This window comes from Micromonospora profundi (genome assembly GCF_011927785.1).
Classification (GTDB): domain Bacteria; phylum Actinomycetota; class Actinomycetes; order Mycobacteriales; family Micromonosporaceae; genus Micromonospora; species Micromonospora profundi.
This window is the reverse complement of sequence record NZ_JAATJK010000001.1, coordinates 4,204,343-4,228,555: the sequence shown is the minus strand read 5'-3', so window position 1 is coordinate 4,228,555 and position 24,213 is coordinate 4,204,343. Positions and strand designations below refer to the sequence as shown.

20 protein-coding genes and 5 tRNA genes are annotated in these 24,213 nt (G+C 72.7%); 12 read left to right on the top strand and 13 right to left on the bottom strand.

Features of this window, described 5'->3' with window-relative positions:
* The first annotated feature begins 53 nt into the window (after nt 1-53).
* Together F4558_RS18530 and F4558_RS18525 are read left to right on the top strand one after the other, a co-directional pair.
* Nucleotides 54-1,664, top strand: coding sequence for a sensor histidine kinase (locus F4558_RS18530; RefSeq protein WP_312877359.1), 1,611 nt, complete (start codon nt 54-56; stop codon nt 1,662-1,664).
* Between the two features lie 23 nt (nt 1,665-1,687).
* Nucleotides 1,688-2,341, top strand: a complete 654-nt coding sequence (locus F4558_RS18525; protein ID WP_209274377.1) for a response regulator — start codon at nt 1,688-1,690, stop codon at nt 2,339-2,341.
* A 31-nt stretch (nt 2,342-2,372) separates the two neighbouring features.
* Here the strand turns inward: F4558_RS18525 and F4558_RS18520 are convergent, their stop codons facing one another.
* The 5 genes from F4558_RS18520 to F4558_RS18500 all read right to left on the bottom strand — a co-directional run bounded on the left by F4558_RS18520 (nt 2,373) and on the right by F4558_RS18500 (nt 6,946).
* Nucleotides 2,373-3,200, bottom strand: coding sequence for an ABC transporter permease subunit (locus F4558_RS18520; RefSeq protein WP_053653541.1), 828 nt, complete (start codon nt 3,198-3,200; stop codon nt 2,373-2,375).
* Nucleotides 3,197-4,129: an ATP-binding cassette domain-containing protein gene (locus F4558_RS18515; protein ID WP_167945291.1), complete on the bottom strand. Its 933-nt coding sequence runs from the start codon at nt 4,127-4,129 to the stop codon at nt 3,197-3,199. Before F4558_RS18515 ends, F4558_RS18520 begins: the two co-directional genes overlap by 4 nt.
* A gap of 89 nt (nt 4,130-4,218) precedes the next feature.
* The gene (locus F4558_RS18510) at nt 4,219-5,055 is read right to left on the bottom strand and encodes a polysaccharide deacetylase family protein (protein ID WP_167945281.1); all 837 of its coding nucleotides are present in this window, start codon (nt 5,053-5,055) and stop codon (nt 4,219-4,221) included.
* A 22-nt stretch (nt 5,056-5,077) separates the two neighbouring features.
* Entirely contained in the window at nt 5,078-6,268 is a 1,191-nt protein-coding gene (locus F4558_RS18505; RefSeq protein ID WP_167945280.1) for a cytochrome P450, read from the bottom strand.
* A gap of 9 nt (nt 6,269-6,277) precedes the next feature.
* A complete protein-coding gene (locus tag F4558_RS18500) occupies nt 6,278-6,946 on the bottom strand; it encodes a class I SAM-dependent methyltransferase (protein WP_167945279.1) in 669 nt (222 codons plus the stop codon).
* 150 nt (nt 6,947-7,096) lie between these two features.
* Here F4558_RS18500 and F4558_RS18495 point away from each other — a divergent pair, with 150 nt between their 5' ends.
* Complete coding sequence (locus F4558_RS18495) at nt 7,097-8,005, top strand: hypothetical protein (protein ID WP_312877358.1); 909 nt, start codon at nt 7,097-7,099, stop codon at nt 8,003-8,005.
* Between the two features lie 45 nt (nt 8,006-8,050).
* Here F4558_RS18495 and F4558_RS18490 read toward each other — a convergent pair whose 3' ends face one another.
* The 3 genes from F4558_RS18490 to F4558_RS18480 form a co-directional block, all read right to left on the bottom strand.
* The gene (locus F4558_RS18490) at nt 8,051-10,981 is read right to left on the bottom strand and encodes a M36 family metallopeptidase (RefSeq protein ID WP_167945278.1); all 2,931 of its coding nucleotides are present in this window, start codon (nt 10,979-10,981) and stop codon (nt 8,051-8,053) included.
* Between the two features lie 216 nt (nt 10,982-11,197).
* Nucleotides 11,198-11,779 carry a TIGR03086 family metal-binding protein gene (locus F4558_RS18485; RefSeq protein WP_053653546.1) on the bottom strand — a complete coding sequence of 194 codons (582 nt, stop codon included), beginning with the start codon at nt 11,777-11,779 and terminating at the stop codon, nt 11,198-11,200.
* A gap of 71 nt (nt 11,780-11,850) precedes the next feature.
* Nucleotides 11,851-12,453 carry a TetR/AcrR family transcriptional regulator gene (locus tag F4558_RS18480; RefSeq protein WP_167945276.1) on the bottom strand — a complete coding sequence of 201 codons (603 nt, stop codon included), beginning with the start codon at nt 12,451-12,453 and terminating at the stop codon, nt 11,851-11,853.
* 389 nt (nt 12,454-12,842) lie between these two features.
* Between F4558_RS18480 and F4558_RS18475 the strand changes: the two genes are divergently transcribed.
* The 3 genes from F4558_RS18475 to F4558_RS18465 all read left to right on the top strand — a co-directional run bounded on the left by F4558_RS18475 (nt 12,843) and on the right by F4558_RS18465 (nt 13,105).
* A tRNA-Gly gene (locus tag F4558_RS18475) sits at nt 12,843-12,915 on the top strand.
* A 34-nt stretch (nt 12,916-12,949) separates the two neighbouring features.
* A tRNA-Cys gene (locus tag F4558_RS18470) sits at nt 12,950-13,020 on the top strand.
* Nucleotides 13,021-13,033: 13 nt separating this feature from the next.
* A tRNA-Val gene (locus tag F4558_RS18465) sits at nt 13,034-13,105 on the top strand.
* Between the two features lie 79 nt (nt 13,106-13,184).
* Here F4558_RS18465 and F4558_RS32220 read toward each other — a convergent pair.
* On the bottom strand, nt 13,185-13,919 hold the full coding sequence (locus F4558_RS32220; protein ID WP_167945274.1) for a GNAT family N-acetyltransferase: 735 nt from the start codon (nt 13,917-13,919) through the stop codon (nt 13,185-13,187).
* A 136-nt stretch (nt 13,920-14,055) separates the two neighbouring features.
* Nucleotides 14,056-14,298: a DUF6458 family protein gene (locus F4558_RS18455; RefSeq protein ID WP_053653674.1), complete on the bottom strand. Its 243-nt coding sequence runs from the start codon at nt 14,296-14,298 to the stop codon at nt 14,056-14,058.
* 148 nt (nt 14,299-14,446) lie between these two features.
* Between F4558_RS18455 and F4558_RS18450 the strand changes: the two genes are divergently transcribed.
* The 4 genes from F4558_RS18450 (at nt 14,447) to F4558_RS18435 (ending at nt 16,963) form a co-directional block, all read left to right on the top strand.
* Nucleotides 14,447-14,519, top strand: a tRNA-Gly gene (locus F4558_RS18450).
* Nucleotides 14,520-14,567: 48 nt separating this feature from the next.
* A tRNA-Val gene (locus F4558_RS18445) sits at nt 14,568-14,642 on the top strand.
* Between the two features lie 340 nt (nt 14,643-14,982).
* Nucleotides 14,983-15,831 carry an alpha/beta hydrolase gene (locus F4558_RS18440; protein WP_053653550.1) on the top strand — a complete coding sequence of 283 codons (849 nt, stop codon included), beginning with the start codon at nt 14,983-14,985 and terminating at the stop codon, nt 15,829-15,831.
* Between the two features lie 142 nt (nt 15,832-15,973).
* A complete protein-coding gene (locus tag F4558_RS18435; RefSeq protein WP_167945272.1) occupies nt 15,974-16,963 on the top strand; it encodes an NAD-dependent epimerase/dehydratase family protein in 990 nt (329 codons plus the stop codon).
* A gap of 24 nt (nt 16,964-16,987) precedes the next feature.
* Here the strand turns inward: F4558_RS18435 and F4558_RS18430 are convergent, their stop codons facing one another.
* On the bottom strand, nt 16,988-17,962 hold the full coding sequence (locus tag F4558_RS18430) for an Acg family FMN-binding oxidoreductase (RefSeq protein WP_053653552.1): 975 nt from the start codon (nt 17,960-17,962) through the stop codon (nt 16,988-16,990).
* 223 nt (nt 17,963-18,185) lie between these two features.
* Here F4558_RS18430 and F4558_RS18425 point away from each other — a divergent pair, with 223 nt between their 5' ends.
* Nucleotides 18,186-18,824, top strand: a complete 639-nt coding sequence (locus tag F4558_RS18425; protein WP_053653553.1) for a response regulator — start codon at nt 18,186-18,188, stop codon at nt 18,822-18,824.
* A 42-nt stretch (nt 18,825-18,866) separates the two neighbouring features.
* Here F4558_RS18425 and F4558_RS18420 read toward each other — a convergent pair whose 3' ends face one another.
* The gene (locus tag F4558_RS18420; RefSeq protein ID WP_053653676.1) at nt 18,867-20,540 is read right to left on the bottom strand and encodes a sensor histidine kinase; all 1,674 of its coding nucleotides are present in this window, start codon (nt 20,538-20,540) and stop codon (nt 18,867-18,869) included.
* A gap of 99 nt (nt 20,541-20,639) precedes the next feature.
* Complete coding sequence (locus F4558_RS18415; RefSeq protein ID WP_167945270.1) at nt 20,640-21,635, bottom strand: Acg family FMN-binding oxidoreductase; 996 nt, start codon at nt 21,633-21,635, stop codon at nt 20,640-20,642.
* Nucleotides 21,636-21,853: 218 nt separating this feature from the next.
* Between F4558_RS18415 and F4558_RS18410 the strand changes: the two genes are divergently transcribed.
* Nucleotides 21,854-24,199 (top strand): heavy metal translocating P-type ATPase, encoded by a 2,346-nt coding sequence (locus F4558_RS18410; protein ID WP_167945269.1) that lies wholly within the window; start codon nt 21,854-21,856, stop codon nt 24,197-24,199.
* The last annotated feature ends 14 nt before the right edge of the window (nt 24,200-24,213 follow it).

The following is a 24,213-nucleotide window of genomic DNA, read 5'->3' as shown; positions in this document are numbered from 1 at the left end:
CACCTGACTTTCGTCGGTGTCCGCCCAGGTCGGGCGTGGGTAGCGTGACGGCGGTGAGGCTTTCCGACTCTTCGGTGCCAGGTTCGCGGGACCGGCGGCGGCGACTGCTGCTGGACGCGTTGCTGTGGGCGGTCATCGCCGCCCCGGTCGCCTACGCCGGGATCACCCCGCCCCATCCGCGGTACGCGCTGCCGCTGCTCGTCGGGAAGGTGCTGTTGCTCGGCGCGGCGGTGGTGGCGAGCCGGAGCAAGCCGTTGGTCGCCCTGGTGCTCGTGGTGCTCGGGTCGCTCGTCGACGGCAACTTCGTGTTCGCCATCCCGATCTTCAGTTACCTCGCTGGGCGGCGCAGCGCTTCGGCGGGCCCGGCGGTCGTGGTCTTCGTGCTGATCGCTGCTGCTGGTACGGCGCTCAACCTGGGCCTGCTCGGCACGGGTGCGGCCACCTGGTTCCTGCTGGCCTCGGTGCTGCTCTTCGCTGCGGTGTTTCCCTGGTTGGTCGGTCGGTACCGGCGTCAGCAGCGGGAGTTGGCCGAGGCCGGTCGCCGTCACGTCGACGCGGTGGCCCGCGAGCAGCGTGGTGCCGCCGAGCGGATCCGGCTGCGGGAGAGGGCCCGGATCGCCGGGGAGATGCATGACTCCCTCGGTCACGACCTCAGCCTGATCGCGGTGCGCGCCGCAGCTCTGGAGGTCGCCGCTGACCTCGACGAGCGGCACCGGGTCGCGGCGGGGGAGTTGCGGGCCAGTGTCTCCGCCGCGACCGAGCGGCTGCACGAGATCATCGGAGTGCTCCGCGAGGAGGGTGGGGCGTCGGTGCGTCCGAGCGGGGAAAGCGTCTCCGAGCTTGTCGAAGGTGCCCGGGAGGCTGGCATGGCGGTACGGCTGGATGCCGCCCCGGTGGGCGCGGAGTTGCCGGCGATGACCTGTCACGCGGCGCACCGGGTCGTCCGGGAGGCCCTGACCAACGCCGCCCGGTACGCGCCGGGTGCCCCGGTCGACGTACGCCTGGGTCGGGACGGTGACCGGGTGGAGGTGACTGTGGTCAACTGTGTTCCGCCAGCCGGGCCGTTGCCGGCTCCGTCGTCGCGGGGCAGCGGGTTGCTGGCGCTCGCCGAGCGGGTTCGCCTGGCCGGTGGGACCTTCGACGCCGGCCCGCAGGCCGATGGCGGATTCGCCGTACGGGCGGTGTTGCCGGCCATCGCGACGCCGGCAGAGTCGCTGCCGGCAGGGCCGTCGTCACTGGAGGCGCTGGCCGCCCTGTCGCCGGTGGAGGCGGCCGGGACGGCGTCCTGGTCCGGTGACCGGCCGGGTGCCGTGGAGGGGCCGGTCGACGCGGAGCGGCGGCTGCACGACGCCCGTCGACGAGTTCGACGCAGTCTGCTCGCGGCGGTCGGGGCGCCGGCAGGTTTCGCCCTGGTGCTCTCCCTCGTCTACTACCCGGTGGCGACCGCCGGAACGGTGTTGGACCAGGCGACCTTCGACGAGCTGCGTGTCGGTACGGCCCGGTCGGAGCTGGCGGGGCTGCCCCGGCGACAGCTGGAACGTCCGTCCGCTGTCGACCGGGCCGACTGCGAGTACTACACCGACGGCAACTTCCCTCTCGCCGAGCCGACGTGGCGGCTCTGCTTCACCGACGGCCGGCTGGTCAGCAAGGAGCGGATCGCGTAGTGAACACCGACACGGCACTGACGCTGCCGATCCGGGTTGTCCTCGCCGACGACGAGGCGATGATCCGGGCCGGTGTCCGGGCGATTCTCGCCGCCGATCAGGGCATCGAGGTGGTCGCCGAGGCCGGTGACGGGCGGGCGGCGGTGGAGCTCGTCCGGGCGCACCGACCCCATGTGGCGTTGCTGGACATCCGGATGCCCCGACTGGACGGGTTGACCGCCGCCGCCGAGATCCGCCGGGTCGCACCGGACACTGCGACGATCATGCTGACCACCTTCGGTGAGGACGACCATGTGGCCCGCGCGCTCGGGCACGGCGCGAGCGGGTTCCTGCTCAAGGCCGGCGACCCGCGGGAACTGATCGCCGGGGTGCACGCGGTCGCCGACGGCGGTGCGTACCTGTCGCCCCGGGTGGCCCGCCGGGTGATCGAGCTGGGCGCCGGCCGGCTGGCCCGCCGACCCGCCGCGCGGGACCGTACGGCCGGGCTTACCGAGCGGGAACGGGAGGTGCTGGCGCTGGTGGGGGCGGGGCTGTCCAACGCCGAGATCGCCCGCCGGCTGCACCTTGTGGAGGGCACCGTGAAGAGCTATCTGACAAGCATCTTCACCCGGTTGGACGTGCGTAACCGGGTGCAGGCGGCGATCGTGGCGTACGAGGCGGGGCTTGTCGACGGGTGAGCGGGGGCCGGGTCGGGCCCCCGCTCACCGGTCAGGCGTCGCGGCGGCGCAGCGCGGCCCGGCCCAGCAGGAGCGCCGCGCCGGCCCACCCGGCGAGCAGCAGCAGACCGACCGCGCCCGGGTAGGGCTCGGTGTCGCCGGCCATGAAGTGCCCGCCGGCCACGCCGGGGAAGACGTCGGCGATCCGGTTCAGCACAGCGATGTCCGGCTCCATCAGCGACAGCGGCACGATCATCAGGATGGCGAACAGCACGGTGATCGTGAGGACCGCGCTGCGCAGTGCCGCGCCGAGACCCAGCGCGAGCACGCCGACAAGCGCCAGGTAGGTCGCCACCGCCACGATGTCGCCGATCGTGCCGGCGGCCGGGGCGCTGCCCCACCCGCCAAGCGTCGGTCGCGCGACCAGGGCGCCGACGCCGCCGAGCAGCAGCCCGAGAGCGAAGGTGACCGCTCCGGCGACCACGGCCTTGGCCAGCAGTACGCGACCTCGTGCCGGGGTGCACTGCAACGTGGTCCGGATTGTGCCGCTTGTGAACTCGGCGGTGATCGCCAGCAGGCCCAGCGCCAGCACCGCGTACTGGGTCAGCTCGACGGAGTCGATCACCACGCTGCCGACGGTGACGATTCCCCGGTCGTCGAGCGGGTCGTCGTTTGTGTTGTCGTTGGCCGCGTAGATGGCCAGTTGGAGTGCGCTCGCGGCCATCACCACCAGCCCGGCCAGCATCGTCCACCAGGTGCTCGGTACCGAGAACAGCTTGGTCCACTCGGCGGCCACCGCGCCGCGGAACGCGGCCGCGGCGCCCTGGGACGCGGTCGGCTCGGCGGCGGGGCGGACACCCGCGACCGTGTTCGTGCTCATCGTGCGCCACCTCCGGTTCGGCCGCCGGCATACTCGACGCTGTCGGCGGTGAGGTCCATGAACGCCTGCTCCAGCGATGCGCCGTGCGGGCTCAGTTCGTGCAGCCGGATCCCCAGCTCGTACGCGAGGTCTCCGACCCGGTCGGCGGTCGTGCCGGTCACTGTCAGCTCGTCGTGATCGGCGGCCTCGACCGTCGCCCCGGCTGCGGTGAGGCGCGCGGCGAGAGCGGTCAGCCCGTCGGCGTGCGGGCTGCGGACCCGGACGGCGACAGTGCTGCCGGCGACCACGTCGCCGATCGGCGCGTCGGCGAGCAGTCGTCCCCGGCCGATCACCACGAGCTGGTCGGCGGTCAGCTGCATCTCGCTCATGAGGTGACTGGAGACGAAGACAGTGCGCCCCTCGTCGGCCAGGGAGCGCATCAGCTGCCGGACCCAGCGCACCCCGTCCGGGTCGAGCCCGTTCACCGGCTCGTCGAACATCAGCACCGGCGGGTCGCCGAGCAGCGCGCCGGCGATGCCGAGCCGCTGGCCCATGCCGAGGGAGAGCGTCCGTCCGGCCTTACCGGCGGCGCGTCCGTCCAGCCCGACGGTGTCCAGCACCTCGTCCACGCGGCGGGCGGGGATGCCGTTGCTGCGGGCCATGGCCAACAGGTGTGCGCGGCCGGGCCGGGCCGGGTGGATGGCCCGGGCGTCGAGCAGCGCGCCGACCTCGTGCAACGGCCGGCGCAGATTCCGGTACGCGCGCCCGCCGACGAGCGCCTGCCCGGCGGTGGGTCGGTCCAGCCCGAGGACCATCCGCATGGTGGTGGACTTGCCGGCGCCGTTGGGGCCGAGGAAGCCGGTGACGCGGCCGGGCGCGATGTCGACTGTCAACGCGTCGACGGCTGTGGTCTCCCCGAACCGTTTCGTCAACCCACGTAATGTGATCATGCGCTGACGCTAGGCGTTCGGCCGGCTGCTCCACCGCGCCCGAACGGCACTACAGCACCCTGACTTTGGTCAGGTAGGCGACGGCCCGATCACTTGATGTAGTCGGTGAGCAGCGCGGGTGTGAGCCCGGCCCGGTGGATCGCCTTCAACGCCGCGAGCAGGTCGTCCATGAGCGCCGGCCGGAAGTGCATGAGCAGCACGTCGCCGGGCTGGACGACCTTCTCCGGCGTCTGGTAGCGCACCTTTCCCTCGTGAACCGTCTCGGACCAGTGCAGGACGGCCTTCGCGCCGCAGTCGTGCGCGGCCCGCAACGTGGTGGCGTCGTGGTTGCCGAACGGAGCACGGAACAGTGTGGGTCGCTTGCCGAACAGCGACTCCAGCTTGTCGGCAGCGCCACAGATCTCCTGCCGCTGGTAGGCGTACGACCGGCCGGCCAGCGAGGTGTGCGAGATGGTGTGGTTCTCGATGATCCCGCCCACCGCCTCGATCTGCCGGAAGTAGTCGGTGTGCTCCTGTGCCGCTGGTGAGTTCAGGAACATCGTGACCGGGATCCGCGCCTCCCAGATGAAGTCGATCACCGCGGGTGGCCGGGCCAGTCCACCGTCGTCGATGGTGATGAAGGCGACCTTCTGGTCGATGGGCAGGCGGTGCCAGTTCGGTGCCGGACCGTTCGGGGGGAGCTGCACCGGCTGCGGTGGTGGAGCCTCGGGAAAGGTCGGCACCTGGGACACGTACCAGTTCAGGGTTCCGGGGGCGGGCGTCGCGGACGGTGAGGCCGACGGCGTGGGGATCGGAGCGGCCGACGTCGGCGTGCCGGCGGGGATCCGCCGGGCGTGCAACGCCGGGCCGACTGTGCAGGCACTCAGGGCCAGCAGGGCCAGAAGTGTTACGGCGGCGCGGATCCGGCGAGCAGGGGTCGCTGACACGCCCGGAAACCTACCGAGTTGATCAGGAGCCGGTGAGCCCGGTGCTGCCCGGAGCGCGCCGGACCACGAAGGCGTCGGGCATCCGGAAGGTCAGATTGTCCGGACACCACGGTGGGCGGACCACCGCCACCCCGTCGAGCAGTGGCGCGGCCTCCGCCACCACGACGGCCGCCTCCATCCGGGCCAGCACGTCCCCGACGCAGCGGTGCGCGCCGGCGCCGAACGCCAGGTGCCGGCGCGATCCGCGCTGACCGGGGCGGAACTCGTCGGGTGACTCGACGACCGCCGGGTCCCGGCCGGCGCGGGCCAACCACAGCACCAGGCTCGTGCCCGCCGGCACCGGCTGCCCGCCCAGCAGCCCGTCGGCGGTGGCCACCCGACGCCAGGTCACGATCGGCGGCTCCAGCCGCAGCCCTTCCTCCACCACGTCGGCCACCGCCACCTCGCCGGTACGCAGCCCGGCCCGCACGGCGGGCTCGCATGCCAGTCGGTGCAGCAGCAGGGTGAGGAACTGCGACGTGGTCTCCTGGCCGGCGACCAGCAGGAAGAAGAGCGCGCCGACCACCACGTCCGGCGGGTGTCCGGCGGCACGCAGTTCGGCGGCCAACCCGCCGCCGGTGGCCGCGAAGTCACGCAGCACAGAGTGGAACCGGCCCACCTCGGCGGCGAGCGCCAACTGCCGGTCGGCGTCCAGCGGCGCCCAGAACAGCTCCAGCGCGGCGCGGGCGAACTCCTTGACCGCGCCGACCGGAGCGTCCGGCAACTCGACAAGCCGGGCCAGCACCAGCAACGGCAGGTCGGCGGCGAGATCCGCGTACAGGTCGGCGGGCTGCCCGGCGTCCAGCGTGGCGGTCAGCCGGGCGGCCCGCTCCCGGACCAGCGCGGTGAGCCACGGGCGCTGCGCCGCGACCCGGGTGGGGTGCAGCGCGTCGGCGACGATCGCCCGGATCTGCGGATGACTGGCGCCGGAGTTGTTGGCGAGCGTCGGCGGCAGCCGGAACCGGTGCCCGGCCAGCACCCGCAGCGCTGTCACCGGCATCGGGGTCACGGCGTCCAGCGCGTTGTCCGGCCGGTAGGTCGCCGGGTCGGCCAGCACCTGACGGACCAGCGCGTGCCGGGTCACCACCAGATGGCGTACGCCGACGTGGTCGGCCACCGAGGCGACGTCCGGCCAGGGTGACTCGACCGCCGACGCCCAGCTGCGGAACAGCACGCCGCCACGCTAGCTGGCGGCCCCCGGCAGGCCGGCCCGCAGCTGCCAGACGGTGGTGCGCTTCACCCGGACGCTCTCCAGGGCCTCCGTCACCGGCACGTCGTAGCTCGCCAGCTCATCGAAGCGGTCCCGGGGCAGAAACGCCCGCCCGGGGTCACCGACAAGCGCCGGGGCGCCGGCGCGGGCGGTACGCAGCAGGAACCGCAGCACCCGCCGGGCCATCGCCTCGCTGTAGAAGACGTCCCCGGCGAGCACCACCTCGGCGTCACCGGCGTCGCCGTCGAGGATGTCGCCGAACTCGGCGTCGACGCGTACCCCGTTGGCCTTGGCGTTGAGCGCGACCGCCGCCACAGCCAACTCGTCGACCTCGACGGCCCGCACGGACGCCGCGCCGGCCCGAGCGGCGGCGATGGCCACCAGGCCGGAGCCGGAGGCGAGGTCGAGCACGCGGCGGCCGGCCACCAGCTCCGGATGGTCGGTGACGTAGCGGGCGAGCGCCTGGCCGCCGGCCCAGGCGAACGCCCAGAACGGTGGTGGCCGGTCGGTGGAGAACTCACCCTCGGTCAGCTCCCACAGGCCGATCGGTTCGTCCGCCTGGTGCAGCCGCACCTCGGGAACGAACGCCACCGGGGCGAGCCGGGCGTGCAGCCGGACGAAGGTGGTGGAGAGTTCGGACACGCTGGCGATTGTCCCAGCGGCCCACCGTCGGGCGTGTCGCGGGGGCGGGTGACCGGTTCACCACGGTCGGTGATAACCCGCCCTGTCTCTGCCGCCCGGTGCGAACACACCCGTCTGTTCCGGTCGACAGCGCGCTCCTAGCGTTGCGTGGTGGAGACGACCGAACGGAGGGCGGCAGTGGTGACGGTGTGGCGAAAGGCGCTACAGGTCGGGGTGGTGCTGGCCTGTCTGAGCGGGGTGGAGCTGGCCACGGCCGCTCCGGCGCAGGCGGCGTTCGCCACCGAGCTGAGTGGGCTGCCGGCCCAGTTCACCGCCGGCGACCAGGTGCGGACGCTCTCCGCAGTGGTCTCGCGGACCGACCGGCGCGGCGGCTGCGTCAAGGTCCGCTGGTCGATGGTGCTGAGAGTGCAGGGCATCCGGCTCGACCAGGTGAAGATGGACCGGGTGGAGGAGACCGGCGACTTTCCGCTGGAGATCCGGACCGACGGGGACGTCGCCCGGCTCACCGACCGGCAACTCGACCCGGGCACGCTCTGCCCGGGTCGCACGGTCACCGCCCGCTACCGGGTGGCCTTCGCCGAGGACGTCACTCGGGGCCGGGTCACCCTCGCCGCCGAGGCGTACGACGTGAACCTGCGCCTGCTGTCCCGACAGACTGCCACCCGTTCCGTGGTGGGGGTGGCACCCAGCCCGTCGGCGCGTCCCACCGAGACGCCGCCGGAGCCCACCGATCCCGCGAGCGAACCCGCCGACGCCAGCACCCCTGACGACGAGCCCGTCGTGGAGCAGCCGGTCGCCGCCGCCCCACCGGCCGCCGGCGCGGGCCGACCTGTCGCGCAGACCGGAGGGTTCGGCGTGGTGCAGGCAGCGTTCCTGCTCGGTGCCCTGCTGCTCTCGCTCGGGCTGGGCCTGCTGCTGCGGCTGCGCCACCTCACCAGGCCGCACCCGCCGGAGCCGGCGAGCAGCCGGCGGACCGACTCTGGGAGCGACCGAATCCGCCCGACCGGTGGCGACCGTTACGCCGCTGACCTGCGGATCTCCGGCGGCTGCCGCCACTGAGCTGAGGACGTCGGGGCCGGCGGCGGTCCGCCGGCCCCGACGGTGTCACTTCGAGAACGCCTGGAACTCGGCGATCCGGACCTGGCTGCGGGCCGGACTGGCGGTCGCGCAGTCCGTCGTCGTGGCCGGGTCGTTGTCCTGCTCACCCGCGTAGTGCGGGCCGCCGGTGCACTGGCTGGCCAGCACCTCCAGCCGCAGGTGCGTGGCGAGCGTGGTGGGCACGGCGAAAGTCCGGAGGTTGATGTCCCGGCTGTACGCCCGGTACGCCCCGCCCGGGAACGCGTCATCAGCGCTCGTGTAGATCCGCTGCCAGCGCGCCGGATCCGCGCAGTCGGTCGTCTTCGCGTTGCACGCCGACACCGCGAAGGACCGCAGCGCGCTCAGCGCGTTCTGACCCCCGGTGTCGGCGTCCCCGACGATCGCCGGGCGCAGCATCGCGCTCACGTTCACGCGCTTGACTGCCTGCGGGGCGTCCCCGGGCAGCGCCACTGTGACCTGCTTGCCGGCCACCCCGTCCAGGGAGGCCCAGTTCGTCGCCTCGGTGTCGTCGGCGATCCGGTCCAGGTTGACCCCGTCGCCGCTGATCGTGGCGCCGGACGCGGTGGACGCGAGGTTACGGCTCATCCGCAGGTCGACGTACCCCTGCTTGCCGGCAGTGGCGACCACGCTGAGCCGCTGGTGCCCGAAGCCGGGCGCGACGGCGACCAGGTCGTACGTGCCGGCCACCATCTCCACGGTGTCCGGGATGGGCGTTGCCGGATCGGTGTCGGCGATCGGCACGGCCCGCGCCTCGTACGCCCCGACGTACACCCGGATGGGCGCGTCGGCGCTGTCGCCGCGCGGACGCAGGGTGAGTGTCGCGTTGCCGCCGCTCGGAGAGGCGAAGCTCGGCGTCGGGTCGGTGTCGGCGGCGCCGTTGGTGGCGGCGTCCCGGCCCATCCCGGAGCGGGCGAACTCGGCCCAGATCAGGTCCTGGTTCGCCCCGCCGAAGCGGAGCAGGTCGGCGGTGAGCATGTTGTCCCGCATGTCGAGCATGCTGACCTGGCTGGCGGCCTGAAGCAGGAACGAGTCGAAGACCAGCTGCGACCAGCGCCGGTTGCCCGGGCACTTGTCGGCGGCGACCTTCCCCAGCGCGCACTCCAACTGTCGCTGCGGGGTGCCGAGGCCGTACCGCTTGACGAGCGCGGAGCGGACCCGGAAGTTGGTGGCGCCCCAGATCTCCCCGTCGGCGTGCACGGCCGGGCCGCCGGTGTTGTAGCCGATGTCGGAGTAGTTGAGCGGGCTGCGGCTCAGGTCGTAGTTGCGGATGCCGCTGACCAGGTTGCCGGTGACGTACCCGCCGGTGACGAACGGCGACTCGCCGGGGGCGCGCAGTCCGTGCTGGAAGAGGTACTCGGCGGCGAGCAGGTCGCCCCACGACTCACCCATGGCCCCGCCCTGGTGGCCGCTGATCCCGCTGTCCGGGCCGGCGATCATCCGGTTGGTGATGGCGTGGGTGTACTCGTGGCCGATCACCGTCATGTCGTAGTCACCGTCGACGCACGGCGGGTACGGCCCGCCGGCCTGCGGCTGCCACAGGTACATGTTCGTGGTCGGCGGCAGCCCGTCGCGCGGGGTGCCCTGGTTGGCGTTGTTGCGGTTGCCGGTCAGCGCGCCCTGCTGCGCGCGGCCCTGCTCGGCGTCACCGCCCAGGCCAGCGGGCGTGAGGTTGACCGCCTGGAGGTTCCACGCCGACTCGGTGAAGCCCAACTGGTACGACCAGTCGTGCATCCGGTTGTGCATGGCGAAGAGATTGGCGATTGATGCGTCCGCGTCGTTGCGCTGGGCGGAGGTGAACACCTCCGGGTTGCACTTCGCCTGGTGCCACTGGTCGGTGAACGGGTACTCGTAGCGGCGGTCCGGGCTGGTGGGTGCCGGGACGACAGGGGTGCCCGCACCCCAGGACAGCACGGTGTTCGCCGAGTTGCCGCGGGAGGTGAAGGTGGGCGTGCCGGTGGCCGCGTCGACGTCCCACGGCTGACCGGTGGCGGGGTCGCGGAACGCCGACTGGCAGCCGGGCGCCGGGTCGCCGCACCAGCGCACCCGCGGGTCCTGCCCGGGACCGAGGTCGCGGGGTGGGGTGGCCGGGAAGACCGCCCAACTCGGGTTGTCCGAGTCGTAGTCGACGAGATCCTCGCGGACCAGCACCTGGCCGGTGATGCCGTCCACATAGCTGGTGAACGCCGCCGGGTGGTCGGCGTCCGCGCCGATAAGCGTCACCTCGTAGGCGGCTCGCGGCCCCTCCAGCGGGGTGGGCACTGCCACCTCGCGCACCGTGTGACTGGCCACCGCGTCGGCTGTCAGCTTGGCGTCGGCGAGCGCGGCGGCGTACGCCTGGTCGGCGCTGCGGGTGGCCGGCGCGGGGGCGCTCGTGTCGCGGGCCAGCGACGAACTGACCGAGAGCACCGATCCGGCGCTGACCGCGAGGGTGACAAGGCCGTCCGGCCCGGCCGGCAGGTCGCCGAAGCGCTGCCGGAGGGTCACCACGGCACCGGTGCCGATCGGCCGGACCAGTACCCGCTCCAGGTCGGCGACCGTGGCGGCGTCCATTCCGAACAGGTCGCGGTTGGCGGCCAGGTACGCGCGGGCGGCGGCCTCCGGGTCGGAGGGCAGCCCGGTGGCGAGGGGGGTGCGGCCGGGACCGAGTGCCTGCGGGGTGCCGAGCTTGTTCCACCGCACGTCGGGGTCGGCGGCGCGGGCCAGGCCGCGTTGGCGGGCGTCGGGTGCCGCCGTACCGGCGCGGTTGTCGACGTCGGCGCTCTGGTGGCCCTCGGCGAACGGCCCGGACGAACGCTGGGCGGATGGCGCCGCGCTGGTGGGGGCCGCGGTGCTCGCGCCGGTGGGCAGCAGCGCGGCGGCGGTCGCCGTCGTCGCCAGGACGGCGATGAGCCGGCGTCGACGCCGGCTCATCGAGGGTGACCACTGGGATCGTGGCACGGGACCTCCTCGTGGGAGTGGAATGGCCGGCGGGCCGCCGACCGGCGTTGCGCGGTGACGCATGCGCATCTGTGGATATCAGCCGGTGAAGGGCGCGGCAAGGCCCGGCCGCCGACGCGCCGACGATTAGCGCGGGACAGGGCTCCACACGAGGGTGTTTTCGACGCGCTCGACCGCCGACGTGCTCAACAGGCTGCGTTCAGCGGGCTGCCGTGCTCAGTCGGCCGGCACCCAGTCCGGGTCGCGGCCGAAGGCGGCCAGCAGGCGGTCCTGCTCGTCGGCGTCGGCGGAGAGCCGCACCGCGTCGTGAACCAGGTTGTTGCTCCGATAGGTGTCGGCCTGGCCGGCGAACCACCTGGCGCACACGTTGACCGCGTCGGGTTCCAGGCGAGGCTCGGCGCCGATGGCCACCGCCAGGTCCCAGCCGTGCACCAGGTGCTCGGCGAGGAGTTGCTGGATGTATTCGGCGGCTGGGGTCGCACCGCTGGAGAGGTGCACGGTGCGGTCGATCGTGCCGGGGTGGGTGGCGGCGATCTCGGCCTGTGCGGTCGCCTCCCGCGCTGCCGTGGCCGGGTCGGTGCCGAGCAGGTCGCCGTCGAACCGGTCGCCGACCTCGTCGATGGTGCGGCCGGCGAGCAGCGGGACGCTCCACCGGTCCTCACTGACCACGTGGTTGACGAGAGTGCGGACGTCCCAGCCGGAGCAGGGTGTCGGGTCGGACCACTGGCCGGGCTCGACCTGGTCCACCCGGTCGACGAACTCGGCCAGGCTCCGGCGGTACGCCTCCAGCAGATCCATGGTGCCGATTGTTCCGGTCGGCGGGGCGCTCCGAGCCGTTTTGGCTGGCCCGGGTGGAGGAGTGGGCGTGTTCAGTCCAGCACGACCGGGTCCAGACCCAGCTCCCGGGCGGCGACCAGCCGGACCCACTCACCGAACTGCCGCCGGGAGATCACCCGCTCGTGCACGGCGAGCTGCACCGCCAGGCCGTCCGTGACGGCGCTGATCCGCCAGGCGGCCCCGTCCGGGTCGGCGCACTCGAAGGTGCCGTCGGCCACCCCGGCGGCGATCACCGCGGCGAGGTCCTGCCGCCAGCGCAGGTCGAGTCGGCGGGAGACCTTCTCCATCTCCGGGGTACGCAGCGATTCGGACCAGCCGTCGATCCACATCGACCAGGAGGTCGCCCGCCCGGCCGGGGTGTAGAGCTTCAGGATGCGGCGGAGCTTGGTCAGCGGCGGGGCCGACGAGCGGGTCACCGCGTCCAGCCGGGCCAGATCCTGCTCGACCGCGTACGCGAATGCCTGCGCGAGCAGCCGTTCCTTGGTGGCGAAGTGGTAGAAAACCAGCGCCTGGCTCACGCCAGCGGCCTGCGCCACGTCGGCTGTCCGGGTGTTGGCCAGACCGCGCTCGACGATCACGTCGCACGCGGTGCGCAGCAGGGCATCCAGGCGGATCTCGGCCGCACGTCTCGTCACGACCGTTACCGTAGCCCATCCATCCGAACACGAACAGTGACCATCGCCGCCCCATTCGCCCAGTAACAGTCGGAAGCCGGACACTTACTGAGCGTGTCTTTTGTCGTTGTTCCGGAGGTGTTCGTCGAGGCCCCCGGCGCTCATCGATGGCGTCGGGCCCGTTGCTGAGCCGCACCTCAGCGATCGCGGCCCGGCCGGCACCGGAAGGTGCGGAGGGTGACGATCGAGGACCGACCAGACCAGCCGCCTAGGAAGCCTGCCGGTAATGACCGGTTCGAGTACGTCATCGCCCGCAGGCCTGCGGGACGCGCCGAACCGACCCCGAGTTGGCAGTCGTTCGACGGCTCGGCTAAAGTTCTCATCCGTCACCCGGGAACGTCCGGGGGCGTGCGGACGTAGCGCAGCTGGTAGCGCATCACCTTGCCAAGGTGAGGGTCGCGGGTTCGAATCCCGTCGTCCGCTCGGAGATGCCGCCACGCATGACGGGGGCAACCTCGGTGGGGTGGCCGAGAGGCGAGGCAACGGCCTGCAAAGCCGTGTACGCGGGTTCAAATCCCGTCCCCACCTCGGTAACAAGCACGGGCGATTGGCGCAGTGGGAGCGCGCTTCCTTGACACGGAAGAGGTCACTGGTTCAAACCCAGTATCGCCCACAGGATGGATAGGCAGTCAGAAAGCCCGTTACCGGAATTCCGGTAGCGGGCTTTCTGCTGCACGGGACCTTGCACCGGGTCAGAACGTCAGCAGCCGGAACTCGCCCACCTGTCGGAAGCCGAGGCGGCGGTAGACCGGCTCGCCCATGGGTGACGAGGTGAGGCCGGCGGTGTGGGCACCCCTCTCGCGGGCGACGTCGAGAGCCGCCCGGGTCATGGCCGCGCCGATGCCCCGCCGTCGCTGCTCCGGCTGCGTACCCACGAAATAGAGCGTGACCACGCCGTGGCTCAGCCAGGCGACGGCAGTTGCGACGATCCGGTCGTCGTCGAGGCGACCGGCCAGTCTGATCGCCGTGCCGTCGCCGGCGAAAGCCTTCTCCCGCTCGATGGTCGCCGGCACGTCCTGCGGCGCGATTCCGGACACCCGGGCGTAGGCCGAGACGAACGCCGTCGGGTCGGTGGTCTCGGTGATGCGCAGCCCGGCCGGCGGCGCGGCATCGGCCGCCTCCGCGATCGGCGCGGTCATGATCGGCATTCGGGTGATCTCGGTGGCACCGAGGGAGATCAGGGCGTCGGCGGTGCCGGCGTCGCTGTCCGGGCCTACCCACCAGATCCGGGGTACGCCGTGCAGGCGCTGCCGGGCCTCGTCGAGCGCGTCCCGCGGGGTGCGCCCCGCGACGCGCAGCACCCCGTTGAGGGGCGCGTGCGGAACGTCGCTGCGGTAGGTCGGGAGGTCGTCGCCGCCGACCACGCCGATGTTCCATCCGAGCAGGTACGCCCGATGCGCTGCCAGCACCGTGTCGAGAGCTTCCACGACTCGCGATCGTAGCGCGCGCCGCTCGACGCGTTCACCTGCGCAAACCCGCCGCTGGGGAGGCCTGCGCGGAGCCCTGGTCACGCGCGAACGGGTCGGCCGTCTCGATCGAGGCGGCCGACCCGGAAGAGGATCCTCACAGCGGAGGGGCGACGTCCCGCCGCTCCTCGACCCGCCGGTATTCCACCGGCTGCTCCTCGGTGGTGACCACCTGCCGGCGACGACCCCAGATCAGCGTGGTCATGATGAGGCCGAGCACGCCGGCGCCCATCAGGATCCAACCGACCACGTCGAGGTCGAGGCCGCCGACGCTGGCGTCGAGCGCGAAGGTGAGGATCGCGCCGAGCGCGATCAGGAAGATGCTGGTGCCGATACCCACGACAGCCTCCTTAAGGGGGTGTGGTGCGCTGTCGAGGTTCATCAGTACCCCGAGGTGGAGCAGAGCAATCGCCAATGCTTGAGGGGGCCGCGCCGGGCGATCTTGGCATCGGGTAGAGTTCGACTGTCACCGGCGCTTGTCGGGACGTGCGGACGTAGCGCAGCTGGTAGCGCATCACCTTGCCAAGGTGAGGGTCGCGGGTTCGAATCCCGTCGTCCGCTCGCGATTCGCCCCTCAGGGCCTGGCTCCTTGAGGCAGGCGGTCACCACGGGCGATTGGCGCAGTGGGAGCGCGCTTCCTTGACACGGAAGAGGTCACTGGTTCAAACCCAGTATCGCCCACCATATTCTTGCTGATCAAAGCGCTGGGCCTTCGGGTTCGGCCCTTGTTCGTCGGCGACACCCGCATCCGTTCGGCGTGGCCGGGGTGCCATCGGTCGAATGACCTAACCTCGCCCCTCGACGGCCCCGGCAGGTCGATCTAGCTGTCACGTCGACACCGCCCACTGTGGTGGGGGGCGCACCACCCAGGCCGATACGACGGTCACCAGCGGCGTGATCCGCAGAGATGGATGACTGATTCCCGGTCGGCTGCGCGCTGCGAAGGTCGATCCACCGCCGCAACGGTGGGGCTACCTGGCCGAACCGTACTCGCGTATTCGGTCCTTCCTGGAGGGTGTTTCCGATGATCAGTTTTCGGATGTCCAAGCTTCTGCCGGCCGCTGGGCGGAAGGCGGTCGTGGCAGCGGCCACCGCCGGCGTCGTGGCTGTCGCGTTGGTCGCCAGTTCGGCCAGCGGGGCCGGGCAGCGTCCGACGGTGAAGAAGCCGACCATCGTGCTGGTGCACGGTGCGTTCGCCGACGCCTCCAGCTGGAACGGCGTCGTCAAGCACCTCAAGCGGGACGGCTATCCGGTGATCGCCCCCGCCAACCCTCTGCGCAACCTGCAGAGCGACGCGGAGTACGTGCGCTCGGTGGTCGACAGCGTGTCCGGGCCGGTGGTGGTGGTCGGCCACTCGTACGGTGGTTCGGTGCTCAGCGAGGCGGTCGCGGGCGACCGGGACGTCAAGGCCCTGGTCTTCGTTGCCAGCTTCATGCTGAAGCCCGGCGAGAGCACGACAGACCTGTCCGGGAAGTTCCCCGGTAACGTGTTGGCGGTTTCGCTGGACGAGGTGCCCTTCCCGATGCCCGGCGGCGGCTCCGGCACCGACCTCTACGTCCAGCAGCGGAAGTTCGGCGCGGTCTTCGCCCCCGACGTTCCGCGGGACATCGCGGACGTGATGGCGGCCACCCAGAGGCCGGTCACGGCGGCGGCGCTGAACGGTCAGGCCACGAAGGCCGCCTGGACCAGCATTCCGTCGTGGAACATGATCGCCACCGACGACCTGGCTATCCCGGTGAAGGCCCAGCGCTACATGGCCGAGCGGGCGGGTGCGCACACCGTGGAGATCAAGGCTTCGCACGCCGTCACTGTCTCCCGTCCGCAGGCCGTGGCGAGCCTGATCGACAGGGCGGCGCGCTCGACGAGCCGTTGACCCTGAGAGTCGACAGTCCACTCGCCGTCCGGTTGGGTGACCCCCAGCCGGGCGGCGCTGCCGCGGCGGCTGCACACCCGAGTGTTCTGCCACGGGCAGATCCGCTACCGGTTTGCCGCCCCTTGCCGCAAAGGTGGGGCGTATGAGGCTGCTGATGCTTGGCGGTACGGGTTTCGTGGGCGGGGCGACGGTCGCCGAGGCGGTCGGTCGCGGCTGGTCGGTGACGGTGTTCAACAGAGGCGTGCACGGCAGGGTTCCTCCCGGCGTACACCGGTTGCGGGGTGACCGGACCGCGCCGGACGGCCTCGCGGCGCTGGCGGACGGCGAGTGGGATCTGGTGGTCGACACCTGGGACGGCGCCCCTCGCGGGGTGCGGGACGCGGCCCGCGCGCTGGCCGGCAGGGTCGGGCAGTACACCTACATCTCCAGCGGATCGGTGTACGTCGCGTCCCCGCCCGCACAGGTAGGCGAGGGGGCACCCACAGTGGAGGCCTCGGCCGACGCCACCGACGGCGACTACGCGCAGTGCAAGGCGGGTGGGGAGTTGGCCGCGACGGAGGTCTACGGCGAGCGGGCCCTGCTGGTCCGCGCAGGTCTCATCCTCGGCCCGGGGGAGGACATCGGCAGGTTGCCGTGGTGGCTGCAACGGGTGGCCCGCGGCGGCGACGTGCTGGCACCCGGCCCGGCGGACCTGCCCGTGCAGTACATCGACGTGCGGGACCTGGCCGGTTGGACGCTCGACCGGGCAGCCGAAGGGGTTGGCGGCGCGTTCAACGTCATCAGTCGTAGCGGGCACACCACGATTGGCGAACTGCTGGCGTCGATCGTCGCGGTGACCGGCTCCGACGCCCGACTGCGCTGGACCGACCCGGAGTCGATCCTCGCCGCCGGGGTGGTCCCCTGGAACGACCTGCCGATCTGGATTCCGCCAGGTCACGAGTTCCGGTGGTTGCAGGAGCGCGGCGTGGAGAAGGCGTACGCGGCGGGGCTGACCTGCCGCCCGGTGGCCGACACGGTCGCCGACACCTGGCGGTGGTTACGTGCCGTCGGGTCGGTGCCGCCCCGCGCCGGACGTCCGGCCCGGGTGGCGGTGGGGCTGGACGCGGAGCGGGAGGCGGCGTTGCTCGCCTGACCGGGTGGGCCGGCGGCGCCGGTCTCAGGCCTGCACGACCGGCAGGTCCAGCACCTCGTCGACGCTCCGACGCGGAGTGGGTCGACCCGGCTGGCCGTAGCCGATCCGCAGCACCATCTGCGGCGTGCCGAACCGCCCCAGCGACAGCCGCAACTGCTCCCGCGCGGTGGGCACCTCGATCGGCTGGGACAGCATCGACACGCTGAGCCCGGCGTCGGTGGCGGTGAGCAGCAGCCGCTGCATGGCCTGGCCGGCGATCACCTGGTCCACAGCGGTGTTGCCGACCGAGCCGAGCACCCCCACCAGGGGTTCCGGCTCGAAGTCCCGCCCCGGTGCCCGGTCCCGGCTACCGAAACCGCGCGTCGGCAGCACGTCCTGCGGCTCGCCCTGCGGGCCGCCGGCTCGGACGGGCACGCCGTCCGGCGCGGGCTCCCGGCGCAGCCACGCCTCGCGTTCGGCAAGGTAGGCGGGGTCGCGTTCCAGCACCCGGTGCGCGCTGCGGGCGACCTCACCGAAGGCGGTCACCGCGCTCACCCCGATCACCAGCTCCAACCAGCACTGCTCGGCGCGGGCCGCCTCGCCGAGGCGCCACCGGACGTCGGCAGGCACCGGGTCCGGCCAGAACGGCAACCGGTTGCTGAAGCGGCGGGGGATGGCCGCGTGCAGGCTCTGCTCGGCGGGGGTGGGGCGGCGCGGCATGTCCGGCACCAGCCGGGCCAGCAGGTCCGGTTCGGCGGGGTCGGGGCGCAGCCGCACCTGCGCCGGCGTACCGGCGACGGCGAGCGCCATCCGCAGGTTGAACAGCGCTGCGCCGCAGGCGATCCGGACACCCCACCCGCTCGGGTCGGTAGCCGGCAGTCGGCGGGTCGGGTCGGCGAGCACCTCGATGCCGCCGTCGCGCAGCCGCAGCCGCCACGGCTGGGTGTTGTGCAACGACGGTGCCCGAACCGCGTCCACGGCGGCGGCCCGTAGCTGGTCCGCTGTGTAGCCGACGTCCATGGCGATGCTCCCTTCCCGGTGGGCCGACGGCGGGAAAACGCCGCGACCGCTGACACCCCTACGGTCCGCCCGTGGGGTGCCCGCTGAGCAGGGCCTTACGTCCCGATCCGGTGGGCCCGACCGACCCTGCCGGAGCCCCTTCGGACGCGCCGCACGGACGTGTTACGGCGGGTCGGGACCTTCGGCCCGTGCAGCCGGCCCTCGGCGCCTGTAGAAACGAGGGATGATCCGCGTGTTCCTCCTCGACGACCATGAGGTCGTCCGCCGTGGCCTGGCCGACCTGCTCCAGAGCAGCGGCGACATCGAGGTTGTCGGCGAGTCCGGCTCCGCGCAGGAGGCGGCCCGCCGCATTCCGGCGTTGCGGCCCGACGTGGCGATCCTCGACGCCCGCCTGCCCGACGGCAACGGCATCGACGTGTGCCGGGACGTCCGTGCCGTCGACTCGTCAATCAAGGGCCTCATCCTCACCTCGTACGAGGACGACGAGGCGCTGTTCGCGGCGATCATGGCGGGCGCGGCCGGATACGTGCTCAAGCAGATCCGCGGCACCGATCTTGTCGACGCCGTACGCCGGGTGGCGGCCGGGCAGTCGCTGCTCGACCCGGCGATCACGACCCGGGTCCTGGAGCGCATCCGCAACGGCGTCGAGGAGCCACGCGAGTTGAAGTCGCTCACCGAGCAGGAGCGGCGGATCCTGGAGTACGTGGCGCAAGGGCTGACCAACCGGGAGATCGCCGGAAAGATGTTCCTGGCCGAGAAGACTGTGAAAAACTACGTGTCCAGCGTATTGGCGAAGCTCGGCCTGGAGCGCCGCACCCAGGCGGCGGTGCTGGCCACCCGCCTGCTCGGCAAGACGCCCTGACCCGTCCGGTGCCGCTCAGCCGACCAGCACACCCCGTGCCGGTCAGTCGCGCAGCGGCACCGACCAGCACACCTCGGTGCCGTGCGGGTCGACCGGGCGGATGGTGAAGGTGCCGGCGAGGCGGTCGGCCCGTTCCCGCAGGTTGACGAGCCCGCCCCGGGCGGCGGCGGGGTCGCAGCCCACCCCGTTGTCGGTGACGGTGACGGAGACCTGGCCGTCGGCGACGCGGACGGCGACTGCCACCTGGGTGGCCTGCGCGTGGCGGACCGCGTTCGACAGTGCCTCGCGCAGCACGGCGATGAGGTCCGGGCGGATGGCGTCCGGGACGGCGCTGTCCACAGGTCCGGTCAGATCCAGGCGCGGTCGGTGGCCCAGTGACTCGGCGGCGGCCTCGACCGCCTCCCGGATCTCGGTGCGCAGCGCGGCGGACATCGGTGTACGCAGCTCGAAGATGGTCCGGCGGATGTCGCGGATGGTGGCGTCGAGATCGTCGACGGCCGCGTTGATCCGGTTGGCCACCTCCGGGCGGCCCATCGGCGCGGCGCTCTGCAATTGCAGGCCTGTGGCGAAGAGCCGCTGGATCACCACGTCGTGCAGGTCCCGGGCGATCCGCTCGCGGTCCTCCAGGACCACCAGCAGCTCCCGCTCCTCCTGACCGCGCGCCCGTTCCATTGCCAGTGCGGCCTGCCCGGCGAAGCTGCCCAGCAGTGCCACGTCCTCCTTGCTGGTGCCGCCGCCGCGTTCCGCCGGGTGGGCCACGATCAGCACGCCGTGCAGCGTCTCGGCGGTGGCCAGCGGCGAGATCGTCGCCGGGCCGGTGTGCAGCAGCGCCGGCCACGGCGCAGCGTGCGCCAGGTCGTCGACCTCGGCGTGTCGGCCCTCGGCCACCGCCGTGCCGAAGCTGGTGTCGGCGGCCGGCAGGACCGTGCCGACAAGCGCCCTGGCCTGCTCGTCGGCGCCGTCGACCACCTCCACTGTGAACTGGTTGGTGTCGGCGTCGTGCAGCAGCACCAGCGCCAGCTCCGCCTCGGCGACCTCCCGGGCCCGCCGGGCGACAAGCGTCAACGCGTCGGTGCGGCGGACCTCACCGAGCAGCACGGTGGTGATCTCGGCGGTGGCGGCCAGCCAGCGTTCCCGCCGGTGCGCCAGGGCGTACAGGCGGGCGTTCTCGATGGCCACGCCCGCGGCGGCGGCGAGCGCGACGACGATTTCCTCGTCGTCGTCGGTGAACTGCGCGCCGCCGTTCTTCTCGGCCAGGTAGAGGTTGCCGAACACCTGCTCCCGGATGAGCACCGGCACGCCCAGGAAGGTGTGCATGGGCGGGTGGTTGGCCGGGAAGCCGTAGGACAACGGGTGCTTGGTGATGTCCGGCATCCGCAACGGCCGGGGATCGTCGATGAGCAGACCGAGCACACCGCGCCCGTGCGGCAGGTCACCGATCTGCTCGTGCTGCTCCGGCGTGATGCCGTGCACGATGAAGTCGTGCAACATTCGGTCCGGACCCACCACGCCCAGCGCGCCGTACCGGGCGCCGACAAGCTCGCAGGCCGCCTGCACGATCCGTTGCAGGGTGCTGCGCAGGTCCAGGTTGGTGCCGATGCCGACCACCGCGTCCAGCAGCGCCCGCAGCCGTTCCCGGCTGGTCATCACCTCGCCGACGCGGTCCAGCATCTCCTGGAGCAGCTCGTCGAGGCGTACCCGCGACAGCGGGCTCAGCCCGAGCGACGGCGTCACCGGGACTTCCGGGCGATGCGGCGGATCGGTGCTGGTCACCCGAAGATCATACGGCCGGAGGCGTCGCCGCTGTCGCGTGCCTCAGCCCAGCTCGTCGCGCACCGCTGAGGTGTCGACCACCTGGTCGGCGGGCAACCGCGGTGTGTGCGGCGGGCCGGCCACCGCCGGGTCCGCGATTCCCAACCGCAGCACGATGTACGGGTAGCCGATCCCCGCGAGCATCTGACGCAGGGTCTGCCGGGTGGCCGGAACCTCCACCACAGCGCTGAGCGGGACCACCGACACGCCCAGCCGGGTGGCCGTCAGCCAGGCGGCGGAGAGCGCCTCACCGGCACGCAGCCAGCTGTCCGGCTCGTCCTCGTCGCCGTGCAGCAGCGCGTACGCCGCCGCCCGGTCGTGGCCGGGACCGACGGGCAGGCTGCCGGGGCGGCCGAAGTCGCGGCCCGGCACCGTGGTCTGCGGCGGCTGGTCGGGAAGTACGTCCGGCGGCAGGCCGGTGCCGCTTCCGGCCTGGCTGGTCCAGTACGCCAGCTCGGCGCGCAGCTCCTGGTCCTCGGCCTCGACCGTGTCGGCGCGCCCGGCGGTGGCCGCCAACTCCAGCACCTGGTCCTGGTTGAGGATCTGCAACCGGCATCCCTCGGCGGTGACCGCGCGGGTGATCTCCCCGATCGCGGCCGTCGGCACCGGCTCGTCGCTCACCGGTCGCCGGTCGGTGTGCCGCACCGACATGCACTGCACCATCCGCATGGCGTCGGGGTCGGCGCTGGTGCGGGTCAGGCCGGTGAGCCGGGCCAGCAGTTCGGGGTCGCCCGGGTCGGGCATCCGCTGCACCACAGCGCGCCAGCCCTCCGCGGCGAGTGCCAACCGTGCGTGTTGCAGGGCGGCGCCGCAGCTGATCGCGAGCAGCCGGCCCTCCGGGTCGGTGGCCGAGAGTCGCCGGTCCGCGACAGTACGCAGCTCCAGCGCCTCGGGCAGCACCCGCCAGCGCCACGGCTGAGTGTTGTGCACCGAGGGCGCGTGCCCAGCGGTCGCGGCGGCCTCCGCGAGTGCGGTGGTCAGCTGACGTTCCTGACTCATTCTCACGACCTTTCGTCTCCTACCATCGTGCCTCACCACCCGGTACCCGCGTGGCTCGCCGCCCCATCCTGTGACATGCGGAGGCGTCCCGCACGGGCCGCAGGTCCCGACCCTGTCGGGTCGTCAGGTGGTCCCGCCGGCACCCGGATGGTCCGCGTCGGGCTTGCGAAAAGTCCGGTGCACGGCCCGTGACGGTCCTGGCCTGCGACGATGCGAAGGTGAGCGCGGAGGCGACCGGATGCGTGCCGGAACAACCGGCACGACGCCGCATCCGCCGCTGGTGGGCGTGGGCGCCGCTGGTAGGGCTCACCGTCGCGGTGCTCGTGGGTGCCCTGTTGCGGCTCGCCGGCCGGGTCGGCGCGGCAGACCTGATCTGGGCGGCCGTCACGGTGGCCGCGCTGCTGCCCGCGCTCTGGTCGATGCTGCGCTCGCTGTGGCACCGGCACTTCGGCGTGGACGTGATCGCCGTCCTGGCCCTGGCCGGGGCTCTCGGGGTCGGCGAGTACCTGGCCGGTGCGGTGATCGCGGTGATGGTGGCCACCGGACGGTCGTTGGAGGCGTACGCGCAGCGCCGGGCCACCCGGGACCTGCGGGCACTGCTGGAACGCGCTCCGCGTACCGCGCGTCGCCGGGGGCCGGGCGGGGCTATCGAGGTGGTGCCGCTGGACCAGGTGGCGGTGCAGGACCGGTTGCTTGTCGGCCCAGGTGACGTGGTGCCCGTCGACGGGACCGTCGACGAACCGGTCACGCTCGACGAGTCGGTGGTGACCGGGGAGGCGCGGCTGGTCCAGCGGGCCGCCGGCGAACAGGTCGCAAGCGGTGTGGTCAACGCCGGCGCCGGGTTCGGCATGCGGGCCACGAAGAGCGCCGCCCAGAGCACGTACGCCGGGATCGTCCGGCTGGCCGAGGAGGCGACAGCCCGCAAGGCGCCGACGGTCCGGCTTGCCGACCGCTACGCCGCCGCGTTCGTGCCGTTCACGCTGGTGTTGGCCGGGTTGGCGTGGCTGCTCTCCGGCGACGTGGTCCGGGCGGTGGCGGTGCTTGTGGTGGCCACCCCCTGCCCGCTGCTGCTGGCCACCCCGATCGCGATCGTGTCCGGGCTGTCCCGGGTGGCCCGGCGCGGGGTGCTGGTCCGCGACGGTGGCGCGCTGGAACTGCTCGGCCGGGCACAGACCTTGCTCGTGGACAAGACCGGCACGCTGACGGCGGGGCGTCCGCGCGCCGCCGAGACGGTGGCCGCGCCGGGCGGCGACCGGGACGAGGTGCTGCGGCTGGCCGCCTCCGTCGAGCAGCTCTCCCCGCACGTGCTGGCCGCCGCGTTGGTGCGGCAGGCCCGCGAGCGGGGGCTGCCGTTGACCGAGCCGACCGAGGTGACCGAGGAGCCGGGCGTGGGGGTCAGCGGCCGGGTGGACGGGCGGCTGATCCGGGTCGGGCAGTTCACCGGCGAGCTGCCCGACTGGGCGGACCGGACGCGGGCCCGTACCGAGCTGACCGGCTGGTCCACGGTGTGGGTCAGCGACGACGACGGCCCGCTCGGCGCGATCCTGTTGGAGGACCCGGTACGCCCCGACGCCCGCCGGACCGTACGCCGGCTGCGCGCGGCGGGACTGCGGCGCATCGTGATGGTGACCGGCGACCGGCCGGCCACCGCCGCCCAGGTCGCCGCGGAGGTCGGCGTGGACGACATGCTCGCCCGCTGTACGCCGCAGGAGAAGGTGGCCCGCGTCCGCGCCGAGGCCGAACGGGCAGTCACCGTGATGGTCGGTGACGGGGTGAACGACGCGCCGGCGCTCGCCCAGGCGCACGTGGGCGTGGCGATGGGTGCGACAGGCGCGAGCGCCTCGGCGGACGTGGCCGACGCGGTGCTCACGGTGGACCGGCTGGACCGGCTCGCCGATGCGGTGGAGATCGCCCGGTACGCCCGCCGGATCGCCGTGCAGAGCGCCACCGTCGGGATGGGGCTGGCGGTGCTGGCGATGATCGCGGCGGCCATCGGCCGGCTGCCCCCGGTGGCGGGCGCGTTCCTCCAGGAGGGCATCGACGTGCTTGTCATCCTCAACGCGTTGCGGGCGCTCGGCGGCGGCCTGCGGCACCGGGACGTCCCACAGCCGACCCGGGAACTGCTCGCCCGCTTCGCCGCCGAACACAAGGGGGTCCGCGACGTGCTGGCCGGCCTGCGCGACACCGCCGACCTTGTCGCCACCGACCCGGCCTCGCCGAGGTGTCTGCCGGCGGTACGGGAGACGCACCGCCGGCTCACCGACGAGGTGCTGCCGCACGAGGCGGCCGAGGAGCGGCAGCTCTATCCGGCGTTGGCGGGTCCGCTGGGCAGCGGTACGGCGACCGCCACGATGAGCCGTGCGCATGTGGAGATCCGCCGCCAGGTCGACCTGCTGGGGGCGCAGCTCGCCCAGACCGCGGACGGTGGGCTGCGCCCGGACCAGGTGCCCGATCTGCTGGCCACCCTCTACGGGTTGGACGCGCTGTTGCGGCTGCACCTGGCCCAGGAAGAGGAGGAGTTCTTCTCGCTCGACCCGTCCGACCCGCAGCCCGAGCCCCGCTGAGCCGCCGGGCCGGG

Bases quoted from the DNA above. Each gene is read 5' to 3' on its own strand.
- F4558_RS18515 (WP_167945291.1), bottom strand. From the start codon at position 4,129: ATGATCACATTACGTGGGTTGACGAAACGGTTCGGGGAGACCACAGCC.
- F4558_RS18430 (WP_053653552.1), bottom strand. From the start codon at position 17,962: ATGGACGTCGGCTACACAGCGGACCAGCTACGGGCCGCCGCCGTGGAC.
- F4558_RS18435 (WP_167945272.1), top strand. From the start codon at position 15,974: ATGAGGCTGCTGATGCTTGGCGGTACGGGTTTCGTGGGCGGGGCGACG.
- F4558_RS18485 (WP_053653546.1), bottom strand. From the start codon at position 11,779: ATGGATCTGCTGGAGGCGTACCGCCGGAGCCTGGCCGAGTTCGTCGAC.
- F4558_RS18415 (WP_167945270.1), bottom strand. From the start codon at position 21,635: ATGAGTCAGGAACGTCAGCTGACCACCGCACTCGCGGAGGCCGCCGCG.
- F4558_RS18520 (WP_053653541.1), bottom strand. From the start codon at position 3,200: ATGAGCACGAACACGGTCGCGGGTGTCCGCCCCGCCGCCGAGCCGACC.
- F4558_RS18440 (WP_053653550.1), top strand. From the start codon at position 14,983: ATGATCAGTTTTCGGATGTCCAAGCTTCTGCCGGCCGCTGGGCGGAAG.
- F4558_RS18425 (WP_053653553.1), top strand. From the start codon at position 18,186: ATGATCCGCGTGTTCCTCCTCGACGACCATGAGGTCGTCCGCCGTGGC.